Here is a 10,546-nt window from a genome sequence, read left to right on the forward strand (position 1 = left end):
CCCGCCATGCAGCGGCTCGAGGTCCGGAATATCGATACCGACCTGATCGCGGGCTACCTGGTGGCGGAGCTGGGCGGCGAACGCGACGGCCCGGTGGTGCGGGGCGCGGGCTGGGAGGTGCGGTTCGTGCCCGGCGAGGCGGCCCGGGTGGGCGGCATCCGCGTGCCCGTGGTGTTCTACGAGGTCGAAGGCGAGCGCGAGGACGAGGTCGCGGCCTTCCTGCGGCGGAAGACGATGCGCGGCGGCGGCTGACCCGGCGACGGGAAGCGGGCCTCCGCGCGACAATGGATGCGTGAGCGAACCGCGCCGCGACTGGTGGAACCCGCGCTGGAGCTGGAAGGCGTGGCTGGTGATCCTGGCGATGGTGTTCCCCACCATCGGGCTGACGGCCTGGGTGGGGCTGGCGGCGCGGGGCGAATCGTCGGTCGACCCGGCCCTGCTGGAGCTGGCGCGGGCCAACGCCGGGGGCGAGGTGGTCGCCGTCCGGGGTCCCGAGCACACGGCGTACCATGCGCTCGCGCCGCTGCCGACGCCGGAGCGGCCGCGGGCCGATGGGCTGCCCACGCTCGTTTTCTTCAGCACGCCAACCTGCCGCGCCTGCGAGCGGATGCAGTTCGTGCACCGGGTGATGGCGGAATACCGCGGCCGGGTGGTCTTCGTCGAAAAATCGGTCGACCGGGATACGGCGGCGGAGCGGTACGGTGTCCGTGAAACGCCGGCGTTCGTGCTCATCGACGCGGGGGGGCGGGAGCTGGCGCGGGCAACGGGCGAAATCGCCGCCGCGGAGGCCTTCCGCGACGAGGTGGAGCTGCTGCTGGCGGGGGCTATTCCTCGCTCCTGACGGGCACCGGGGCGGGCGTCGGGTGCGCCGGCAGGTGCATCCACGAGGCGAACACGCGCCGTTCGAGCACGAGGAAGGCGAACGCCGCGGCCCCGCCAATGAGGGCGAGCACCGGCCGGGCGCCGGCCACTTCGACCCCGATGCCGAAGAGGACCAGCGGGAGCACGACGACCGCATCGGTGAGGGTGGCCTGCACGGCGAAGACGCGCGACTGGTGGGCCAGCGGCGCGGCCGCGCTGAGTGCGACGCGCCCGGCGAGGATGGCGAGGGTGACGGCCAGCCCGAGCGCGAAGGCCACCGGCACGGCGACGGCGAACGAGCTGCCAACCTCGAGGTCGAGCGCGGCGAGCGGGCCAAGCTCGGTCAGTTCAAGGGCTGCGCGGAGGCCGTAATCGAGGGCGGCGAGGGCGAAAGCGCCGACGGCCATGGCCAGCACGGCCGCGCGGGAGACGCTCGCGACCGCCGCCGGCCGGAGACGGGAGGAGCCCCAGGCGAGCCCGGCGAGGACGCCCAGGGCGCCGGCCGCGAAGACCGCCACGGCGCCGCGCGAATCGGCCGCGAGGTCGTTGCGGAGGTAGAGGGGCAGGGCGACGAGGCAGCCCTGGATGACGAGCGAGGTGAGGGCCAGCACGACCAGGGCTTCGCGGGCCGCGAGGCTGCGCTGGAAGACGCGCAGGGTATCGCGGAAGGCCGACCCGCGGGCGGGCGGCGCGAGCTGCAGGCGGCGTGTGGCTACCGCGAGGCCACCGGCGAACAGGGCGGAGACGGCGGCGATGGCGGCGGCCCCGACGAGCATTGTTTCGAGCCCGCCAAGCCACCAGAGAAGCGGCGCCAGGGCGATGACGGCCAGCCCCTGCCCGCCGAACTGGAGGGTGAGCAGGAGGGCATGCAGCGCGCCGTGGCGGCCGCCGCCCAGCGCCCGGACGAGGGCCATTTCGGCGGGGGAGTAGACCTGCGAGACGGCCGAATAGGCGAACACCGTGACCGGAACGGCGACAAGTCCCCCGGGCAGCACGGACGCCAGCGCGATGGCCGCCGCGCGAAGGCAGCCGCCGAGGGCGAAGGCCACCCCGGCGCCTAGGCGGTCGGCGAGGGCGCCGCCGCCAACCCCGAAGGCGAGGGAGGCCGCGAGCATGGCCAGAAAGAAGGAAGAGATGCCCGCCCCGGCGTGGTCGGCCGTGCCGGCGGTGACGAGCAGCGCGGCGAAGAAGACGTTCTGGGCGGCCTGCGAGGTGAACTTCGCGCCAGCGAAGCAGGCGAGGGCGCTGCGGGGGGCAGCCGGGGGCGTCATCACAGCCTGGGACACACCGGGGATCATCGGATGGTGCGGCCGGCCGGCGCAGCCGGTCATCGGCAGCGCGTCGGGCCTGGAGCCACCGTACCACGGACCGGGTGAACGGAATGTTGGCGGAGCGAAAAATCAGGAAAACCCTCAGAGGTGGGAGGTGGGAGGTGGGAGGTGGGAGGCCGCCCAACGCCTCACCCCGCCCGGGAGCGGGGAGACGGGAGCCCCGCCACCTCACCACCCCGCCGGGGAGCAGGGAACGGGGAGCCGGGAGCCGGGAGAGTGCGCCCTGCCCAAACCACCCCCGGGCCTCCCGATCGGCGTCACGTCTCGGCGCTGAACGCTCCCCTTTCCCTGCTCCCTGCTCCCTGCTCCCGGTTCCCACCTCCAACCTCCAACCTCCCACCTCCAACCTCCCACCTCCTCCAGGGGTTGCGATGGGTGAAGCGGAAGTGCCGTTGTTGCTGTCTGGTTTTGGGCTCAGAATGCGGTGGTCCGCGGCCCTGCGCCCGGGAGCGGAACGTTCGGTGAATGGGGGTCGAACAGTGGGCATTCTTGCGTGGCTGGTTTTTGGTCTCATCGCGGGGGCGATTGCCAAGCTCCTGATGCCGGGGGATGACCCCGGCAAGGGCGGCTTCGGCGGCATCGTCGTCACGATTGCCATCGGCATCGTGGGTGCGGTCATCGGGGGGTTCATCGGGACGGCCATCGGCTGGGGCTCGGTGAATGCGTTCGATATCCGCAGCTTCGGCCTGGCCATCCTCGGCGGTGTCATCTTCCTCTGGCTGCTGCGGGCCCTGCGCAGGTAGCCCCCACCCCGCATCGCGCTGCCACCCCCGGGAACGGGGAGCGGGGAGCCGGGAGAGTGCGCCCTGCCCAAACCACCCCCCGGGCCTCCCGGTCGGCGTCACATCTCGCCTTTGAACGCTCCCTGCTCCCGGTTCCCGGCTCCCACCTCCAACCTCCAGCCTCGCTCCAGGTGGACATTTGGGAACAGTCGGCGGCGGGTGGTGCGGGCGACATTTGTCGACGCCGAAGGGTGCTACGGTGGAATCGATGGACCGTGAAACGCTGCCTGTCGTTTGTGCCTGGTGTCGCGAGGGGATGCCCGATTCCCCGGGCGTCCGGGTTTCGCACGGCATCTGCCCGGATTGCGCGCGCGATTTCCTGCGGCGCCTGCCCCCGGCGTACCTTCGCTCCATCGCCGGCCCCGATGGCACGGTGACGCTCTTTTCCGGCTGCAGCCTGCCCATCGAGTAAGCTTCCCGAGCGGCAAACTTCCCGGCCGGGAAGCGTCGCAACCCGGAGGCTTCCCCGGTGGGCATGGTCGCGGGCGGGAGGCTCGCCCGCACCACCGGGCCGGCCACCTCCGCGGTGCTTCCCGGGCGGGAAATGGGGCGATTCCCTTATTGGCCACGCCGTCACCGGCCGGCACCATCTGCGGTATGAAGGAGCTGTTCCCGGTCCTCGCCGCGACGGCGCTCGCGCCGCGGCACCCGTATGCGCTGCTCGACCACCTGGGCTCGCTGGGGCTGGCGGTCAGCCGGAGCGCCCTCTACCGGCAGGTCGAACGGCTGCGGCGCGAGGGCCTGGCCGCGGCGGAGCTGGAATCGGGCGAAACCGGGCACCTGCGCCGAAGGCTCCAGCTGACCGAGGCCGGGCGGGCGGCTCTTGCGGCAGCAGCGCGCGAGGTGCTCGGTTCGGCGCCGCTCGAGAGCCCGGAGTTCGCGCTGGCGCTCGCCGCGGCCGAAACGGCCGGCATCGCCGATGCCGAGGAGCTGCTGCGCGCGCGGATGGCCGCGGCCGCGCGGCAGCTGACCGCGCTCGAACGGGACCTGCGCACGGGCAGCGACCCCTTCGCGGTGGCGCGGGAGCGCCAGGCGGCCCACCTGCGGGCTGATATCGGCTGGCTGCAGCAGCAGCTGCGGCGCCGGGCCGGCTGAGCCTCAGCCGCGGGGCAGGCCCAGCCCGCGGGTCGCGATGATGTTGCGCTGGATCTCGCTGGTCCCGCCGCCGATGGGGCTGGTGGTGCTGTGCATGTAGAAACGGGCGATGCGGCCGCCGAGCACGCGCGCATCCTCGCGGTCGGTGATCTGGCCGTAGAGGCCGGCGAGGTGCATGGCGGTCACGGCCAGGCGGACATCGAGCTCGCTCGAGAACAGCTTGGCGATCGACGATTCCTTGTTCGGGATTTCGCCGCGCTCCTGCATGCTGATGATGCGGTAGGAGATGAGCGATTCGACCTGGGCCTCGATGGCGCGGTCGGCCAGTTCGAGGCGGACCGCGGCGTTGGTGGCCACCGTGCGGCTACCGACCGGCGCCTCGCGGGCGAACCGGGCGAGGTCCCGCACGATGAGCGCATGGGAGACGCTGGTGGCGATGCCGGAGCGTTCGAAGTCGAGGGTGGTGGTGGCGAGGTACCAGCCGCGGTTCTCCTCACCGAGGAGGTTCTTCGCCGGGATGCGGACGTCCTCGAAGAAGACCTCGTTGAACTCGTGGCTGTTGAGCATGTTGACCAGCGGCCGGACGGTGATGCCCGGGGTCTTCATATCGACGAGGAAGTAGCTGATGCCGCGGTGCTTGGGCGCATCGGGGTTGGTGCGGGCGATGAGGATGCCCATGTGGGCGTACTGGGCGCCGGAGGTCCAGATTTTCTGGCCGTTGATCACGTAGTCATCGCCATCGCGGACGGCGCGGGTCTGGAGCGAGGCGAGGTCGGAGCCGGCGCCGGGTTCGGAGAACAGCTGACACCAGATGTGCTCGCCGGAAATGATCTTCGGGAGGTAGTCGCGCTTCTGCTCTTCGGTGCCGTAGACCATGATGGTGGGGCCGGCCCAGCCGTGGCCGATGCCGCCGGGGCGCGGGGCGCGGCGCCAGGCGAACTCCTCGGCGAGGATGAACTGCTCTTTGACCGAGAGCCCGCCGCCGCCGTGCTCTTTCGGCCAGGCCGGGGCGCCCCAGCCGCGGGCGTTGAGCTTCTTCGTCCACTCGCGCATGAAGTCGGCGAAGCCGGGCACAGCGCGGCCGGCGCCATTGAAGAGGCCCCATTCGACCGGCCGCTCGGCGAACTCGGCGGGGAACTCGGCAGCGAGGAAGGCGCGGACCTCCTGGCGGAAGGCGGCTTCGCGGGGGGAATCGCGGAATTCCATGGCAGGTTCTCCGGTCGGGGGCGTGTGTCCGGGATTGTCGGCCGCCGCGGGGGCGGTGTCGAGCACACGGCGCGCCGTGAGGGGCGGCGAATCGCGTTAAGAATTGCATGCGAATTCCGCGTGACCGCGGAGGAGGCGCGATCGACAATCACGAAGCCGGGCCCAGGGTGTGCCCGGCTCCAGCACCGGAAGGGGTCTCGGCATGCTCTTTCTGTTTCTTGAATCCGTGGGCGGGATACCGTTTCACCCCCTGGCCGCGCACGCCGCGGTGGTGCTGGTTCCGCTGGCAGCGCTGGCGTTCGCCGTCCTGCTCTGGCGGCGGTCGTGGCGGGTGGTCTACGGCATCCCCGTGGCGGCGCTGGCGGTCGCGGGAGCAGCGGCAGCCTGGGCCACACGCGCGAGCGGGGAGCCGCTCGAAGACGCGGTGAAGGACGCTGCACGGGCGGCGGGCACCCGGGCGCGCTTTGGAGACCACCCGGAGCAGGGAGACGCGGCCTTCTTTTGGGCGGCGATGTTCGCGCTGGCCGTGGTGGTGACGGTCGCCCTGGCCTATGCCGAAACGAAGCGGCCGCTGCCGCGCTGGCTTCCGCTGGCGGCCTACGCCGTCACGCTGGTGCCGGCAGCCATCGCCGTGGCCGCGATGGTGGCGGCGGGGCACTCCGGGGCAGCGCTCGTCTGGAACGACGTCGGCACGTTCGCGGGCTCTCGCTGAAGCGTGGCTACGGCGTAGTTACCTGCCCCGCGAGGAACGCCGCGGCGGCCTCGATGAAGCGCGGGTTGCGCACCGCCGAGACGTGGCCGTCGTGCGGGATGGGCAGGAAGCGGGCGTTCGGGAGCTGCCGGGCGAGGGCCGCCGCCGGTTCGAAGAAGACATCGGCGGTGCCGGCGGCCACCAGCACGGGGTGGTCGATGGCCGGCAGGATAGCGGGGTCGACCGGCTCACGGCCGCGGAAGACGGCACGGAACACGCGGTCGAGGGCCACGGGGTCGGCCATCGCGAAGTAGCGGGCAAGGTAGCGGAGCCGCTCGGCGGGCGCGGGCCGCGGGGCGAGGCTGCGGGGATGGCGGCGTTCGAAGGCGAACCGCCCGCGGCCGCGGGGGAAGTAGCTGCCCATGCCGCCGATGATGCCGCGTTCGAAGCGGTGGCCGTGGCGGCCGAGCAGTTCGAGCGCGACCATCCCGCCCATGGAGTAGCCGACGAGCGGGGCGCGCTCGACGCCCTCCTCGTCCATGACGGCGAGGACATCGGCGGCGAAGGCGGCCACGGAGTAGGCGTCGGTGCGCCAGGGCTTTTCGCTCAGGCCGTGCCCGCGGAGGTCGGGGATGATGAGCGTGTGGCGTGCAGCGAGCCGTTCGGCCCAGCCGGTGGCGACCCAGTTCGCCCAGCCGCTGGCGGTGTAGCCGTGGACGAGCACGGCGGGCGGGCCGCTGCCTTCGACGCGGTAGGCGATGCGGAGTCCGCTGCGGCGGGTCTCGGGCATGCCCCGATCGTAGCGCGCCGGCGATGACGTCAGTGTGTCAGCGGGGGCTCAGCGGAGGTTCGACCACTCGTCCTGGCGGGCGAAGAGGAGGTCGTGCATCTCCCAGAATTTGCCCTGCCGGCCGGCGCAGATGGCGAGCAGGCTGGCGTTGCCGGCGTTGGGGTGGATTTGGGTGATGGGGAAGTGGAGGAAAGCGAGGGCGAGGTCATCGCCGAGGCGCTTGCGGACTTCGCCGAGGGTGGTTTCGTTCCAGCGGCGACAGAAGGGGCACTGGAAGTCGCTGAATTCGGCGATGACAACGCGGGCATTCGGGTTGCCTTCGAAGGCGGCGCCGGCCAGGTCGGGCCGGGCTTCGACGATTTCGAAGGCGGGCGGACTGGAAGCGGCGAGCTGCTGGATGCGGGGCGAGTAGGCGTCGAGGCCGGTTGGCGGGCTGCTGCTGAGCTCTTTCTCGATGATTTCCAGCATGACCTCGGTGGGCTGGGCGCCAACCAGTTTCTTGTTGTTGATGAAGAAGGTTGGCGTGCCGCTGACGCCGAGCTGGCTGCCGCGCTGGAGGTGGCTGTTGATGAGCTGGACGTTGGCCTGGTCGTTGAGGCAGGCGGTGAGCTGCTGCTGCTCGAGCTGGAGCGACGCGGCGTAGGCGAGGAAGGTATCGAGCAGGCCGCGCGCGGCGGTGGTTGGGGAGGCCGGGGGCGGGGTCGATGCGCCGCCCGGGGCTGCGGCGCTGCCGCCGGCAGCCGGTGCGTTGGCAGCATCATCGTCGGTCCACCAGATCGCACCGGCGATGACGAGCGCGCCGACGAGGATAGCGGCCGGGGTGAGGAAGTAGCTCCAAATGGGCTGGCGGCGGAGGTAGACGGGCCGGCCGGTGCCTTCCTCGCTGGCGATGGGGCCGGGCTCGGGCCCGGGATTCGGTTCAAACACGGGGGTATTGTCGCAGGGCCGGCGGACAATGGCACGTGAAGGTCAAGGCGGAAGTGCGCGGGCCGCCCGCAGGGGTCGGGCGGCCCGCGCCGGGTGCTGCCAGGGGTCCGCAGCACCCACGAGGAGGGAACGGTGCGTCTCTAGCCGTAGCGCCACTCGGGGGTGGCGATGTGACAGCCCGGGCAGTAGCGGTCGCGCGGGGTGTAGCGTGCTCGGCATTCGGGGCAGGTGCGCTGGGTGGCGTGGCGCGCCTGCGGGTTCGCGGGCTGCGGGGCGAGGAATCGCCGCCACCAGGGGGTGTATTCAGGTCGGAGCATTGGGGTGCCTCCCGGGCAGTTCGGTGGGATGCGGCGGCCCGCCCCGTATGCGGGGCGAATCGGCGCTCCCGGGGACCTGAGAGGCTGGATGCGGCAGGCTGAAGGGCTGCCGGGCCTCTCCCTCTCTGCCTGCGGGGTTAGCTGACGGGTTCGGCGAGGGGAGTCGCCTACCCGGCCGGGTGGCCGGGATACACCCCAGTGCGTGGGTCCCCCGCTCGGCGGCCTTCCGCCGATTCGGCATCCTTATGCATACCACAACCGGGCCGGGGGATGCATCAACAGGATGTAAATTCGCGGATGCCCGGGCTGTGGGGGGAGCAGGCGGGGAGCTACTGGAAGAGGGCGCCGACCGACTGGCCGCTGTGGATGCGGCCGATGGCATCGCCGAACTGCGGCGCGACGGGGATGATGGTCATGTTCGGCAGGCGCTTCTCCGGCCCGAGGGGCACCGAATCGGTGACCACGATCTCGTGGAGGTTGAGGGCGCGCAGGCGTTCGACCGCCGGGCCCGCGAAGACCGGGTGGTAGCAGCTGACGATGATGTCGCGTGCGCCGTTCTGCCGCAGGGCGTTGACCGCCGAGACGATGGTGCCCGCGGTGGAGATTTCGTCATCGAGGATGAGGCAGTTGCGGCCGTCGACGTCGCCGATGACGTGCATGGCCTCGGTCACCTCAGCGTTGCCGATGCGGCGCTTATCGATGATGGCCAGGGGGAGGTCGAGGCGAACGGCGAGGTCGCGCGCGCGCTTTTCGCCGCCGACATCGGTCGCGACGACGGTGTAGTTCTCGAGGTTCTTGGTGCGGAAGTAGGCGGAGACGGGGTAGAGGGCGTTGAGCTCATCGAGGGGGATGTTGAAGAAGCCCTGGATCTGGCCGGCGTGCAGGTTGAGGGTGAGGACGCGGTCGGCCCCGGCGGTTTCGAGCATATTGGCGATGAGGCGCGCGGTAATGGGGACGCGGGGCTGGTCCTTCTTATCGGAGCGGCCGTAGGCGTAGTAGGGGATGACGGCGGTGATGCGGCCGGCTGAGGCGCGGCGGGCCGCGTCGATCATGATGAGGAGCTCCATGATCGACGTGTTGACGGGGCTGACGAAGGGCTGGACGAGGAAGACATCGCGCTGGCGGATGTTTTCCTGGAACTGCACGAAGATGTTTTCGTTGGAGAACTCGAAGACGTCGACCTTGCCGAGGGTGCGGCCCAGGCGGGCGGCGATGGCTTCGGCCAGGGCCGGGTGGGCGCGGCCGGAGAAGATGGCGAGGTCGTTATACACGGTGGGCTCCCCTCGAATCGGTGGCGCGGCGCGGTCTGGCCGGAGGCGAGGGTATCACGGGGCGGTGGGAGGTTGAAGCGGAGCGAAGCTCAGGCGACCTCGAAGAGGAACTCGACCTCCACGGGAACGCCGCCGGGCAGTTCGGCCACGCCGATGGCGATGCGGGCGTGACGCCCGGCTTCGCCGAAGACATCCAGCAGGAGTTGCGAGGCGCCGTTCACCACCGCCGGGTGCCCGGTGAAGCCCGGGGCGCTGGCGACGTACCCGGCGACCCGCACCACGCGGACCACGCGATCGAGGCTGCCAAGCTCAGCGCGGGCAACGGCGAGCGCCTGGAGGGCGCACTGGCGGGCGAGCGCCGCGCCCTCTTCGACGGTGACGTCGTGGCCGAGCTTGCCGGTGGCGGCGAGCCCGGCCCCATCGGGCGTGCGGGGCACCTGCCCGGAGATGTACAGCTGGCTTCCGCTGCGCGCGCAGGGAGCGTACAGCCCCGCGGGCGGCGGCAGCGGCGGGAGCTCGATGCCGAGGTCGAGCAGCCGGTGCTCGGGCGTGGATTCGTGGGCCATGGCTACTGGTACTCCCCGAGGAGGGTGGCAACGACGTTCTCGAACTCCTCGGCGCTGAAGCATTCGATGATGATGCGGGCGCCCTTCTTTTGCGGCTCGACGCGGACGCGGGTGCTGAGGGCGCGGCGCAGGCGGGCTTCGATATCGGCGAGGGCGGCATCGCGGCGGGCCGTCTGGGCCGCGGGGCGCGAGGCGGTGGCCGGCGCGGCGGCAAGCTGGCGGCGGACGTAGCTCTCCGTATCGCGCACGGAAAGCTGCCGGCGAACGACATCGCGCCAGGCGTTTACCCGGCCGCGGCCTTCCGGCAGGCCGAGGAGCGCGCGGGCGTGGCCCTCGGTGATTTCGCCGGAGACGAGGCTGCGGCGGATCTCCGGTTCGAGCTGGAGCAGGCGGAGCGCGTTGGCGACCGTCGCGCGGCTCTTGCCGACGCGGCGCGCCACCTCTTCCTGGGTGAGGCCGTACTCCTCGACGAGGCGGCGGTAGGCCATCGCCTCTTCGACCGGGTTGAGGTCGGCGCGCTGGATGTTCTCGATCAGGGCGAGCTCGAGGAGCTCGTCATCGGCGGCTTCGCGGATGACGACCGGGACGGTCTCGAGCCCGGCGAGGCGGGCGGCCTGCAGGCGGCGTTCGCCGGCGATGAGGCGGTAGCCGCCCTCCGGGTCGCGGGTGACGATGAGCGGCTGGATGATGCCGTGTTCGCGGATGGAAT

Annotated in this window: 14 protein-coding genes and 1 riboswitch; of the genes, 6 read left to right on the top strand and 8 right to left on the bottom strand. The window is 71.5% G+C overall.

The features are described from left to right. Nucleotides 1–252, top strand: a 252-nt coding sequence (locus tag VAE46_RS01715; protein ID WP_322795177.1) for a hypothetical protein, incomplete at its 5' end; no start/stop codon positions are given. A 40-nt stretch (nt 253–292) separates the two neighbouring features. Next, on the top strand, nt 293–841 hold the full coding sequence (locus VAE46_RS01720) for a thioredoxin family protein (protein WP_322795178.1): 549 nt from the start codon (nt 293–295) through the stop codon (nt 839–841). Here the strand turns inward: VAE46_RS01720 and VAE46_RS01725 are convergent. Further along, nucleotides 825–2,147, bottom strand: coding sequence for a hypothetical protein (locus VAE46_RS01725; RefSeq protein WP_322795179.1), 1,323 nt, complete (start codon nt 2,145–2,147; stop codon nt 825–827). The two genes, VAE46_RS01720 and VAE46_RS01725, sit on opposite strands and share 17 nt — an antisense overlap. 524 nt (nt 2,148–2,671) lie before the next feature. Here VAE46_RS01725 and VAE46_RS01730 point away from each other — a divergent pair. From VAE46_RS01730 to VAE46_RS01740, 3 genes are all read left to right on the top strand, one after another. Next, a complete protein-coding gene (locus VAE46_RS01730; protein WP_322795180.1) occupies nt 2,672–2,935 on the top strand; it encodes a GlsB/YeaQ/YmgE family stress response membrane protein in 264 nt (87 codons plus the stop codon). 247 nt (nt 2,936–3,182) lie between these two features. Further along, on the top strand, nt 3,183–3,386 hold the full coding sequence (locus VAE46_RS01735) for a hypothetical protein (RefSeq protein WP_322795181.1): 204 nt from the start codon (nt 3,183–3,185) through the stop codon (nt 3,384–3,386). Nucleotides 3,387–3,571: 185 nt separating this feature from the next. Then, on the top strand, nt 3,572–4,069 hold the full coding sequence (locus tag VAE46_RS01740; RefSeq protein WP_322795182.1) for a helix-turn-helix transcriptional regulator: 498 nt from the start codon (nt 3,572–3,574) through the stop codon (nt 4,067–4,069). 3 nt (nt 4,070–4,072) lie between these two features. Here the strand turns inward: VAE46_RS01740 and VAE46_RS01745 are convergent, their stop codons facing one another. Next, a complete protein-coding gene (locus VAE46_RS01745) occupies nt 4,073–5,275 on the bottom strand; it encodes an acyl-CoA dehydrogenase family protein (RefSeq protein WP_322795183.1) in 1,203 nt (400 codons plus the stop codon). Nucleotides 5,276–5,477: 202 nt separating this feature from the next. On the opposite strand from VAE46_RS01745, the gene VAE46_RS01750 reads away from it, so the two are divergent. Beyond that, nucleotides 5,478–5,987, top strand: a complete 510-nt coding sequence (locus tag VAE46_RS01750; RefSeq protein WP_322795184.1) for a DUF2231 domain-containing protein — start codon at nt 5,478–5,480, stop codon at nt 5,985–5,987. Between the two features lie 7 nt (nt 5,988–5,994). Here VAE46_RS01750 and VAE46_RS01755 read toward each other — a convergent pair whose 3' ends face one another. The 6 genes from VAE46_RS01755 to VAE46_RS01780 all read right to left on the bottom strand — a co-directional run. Next, on the bottom strand, nt 5,995–6,756 hold the full coding sequence (locus tag VAE46_RS01755; RefSeq protein ID WP_322795185.1) for an alpha/beta hydrolase: 762 nt from the start codon (nt 6,754–6,756) through the stop codon (nt 5,995–5,997). 48 nt (nt 6,757–6,804) lie between these two features. Next, the gene (locus VAE46_RS01760; protein WP_322795186.1) at nt 6,805–7,683 is read right to left on the bottom strand and encodes a DsbA family protein; all 879 of its coding nucleotides are present in this window, start codon (nt 7,681–7,683) and stop codon (nt 6,805–6,807) included. Nucleotides 7,684–7,823: 140 nt separating this feature from the next. Then, nucleotides 7,824–8,000 carry a hypothetical protein gene (locus VAE46_RS01765; protein ID WP_322795187.1) on the bottom strand — a complete coding sequence of 59 codons (177 nt, stop codon included), beginning with the start codon at nt 7,998–8,000 and terminating at the stop codon, nt 7,824–7,826. 112 nt (nt 8,001–8,112) lie between these two features. Continuing rightward, nucleotides 8,113–8,250, bottom strand: a riboswitch (cyclic di-AMP (ydaO/yuaA leader). A 79-nt stretch (nt 8,251–8,329) separates the two neighbouring features. Beyond that, nucleotides 8,330–9,271 carry a ribose-phosphate pyrophosphokinase gene (locus tag VAE46_RS01770; RefSeq protein ID WP_322795188.1) on the bottom strand — a complete coding sequence of 314 codons (942 nt, stop codon included), beginning with the start codon at nt 9,269–9,271 and terminating at the stop codon, nt 8,330–8,332. A gap of 89 nt (nt 9,272–9,360) precedes the next feature. Continuing rightward, a complete protein-coding gene (locus tag VAE46_RS01775; protein WP_322795189.1) occupies nt 9,361–9,837 on the bottom strand; it encodes a RidA family protein in 477 nt (158 codons plus the stop codon). A gap of 2 nt (nt 9,838–9,839) precedes the next feature. Then, nucleotides 9,840–10,546: ParB/RepB/Spo0J family partition protein (locus VAE46_RS01780; RefSeq protein WP_322795190.1), on the bottom strand; the 707-nt coding region annotated here is incomplete at its 5' end.

Origin of the sequence: Tepidiforma sp. (assembly GCF_034433535.1) — a bacterium.
Taxonomy (GTDB): domain Bacteria; phylum Chloroflexota; class Dehalococcoidia; order Tepidiformales; family Tepidiformaceae; genus Tepidiforma.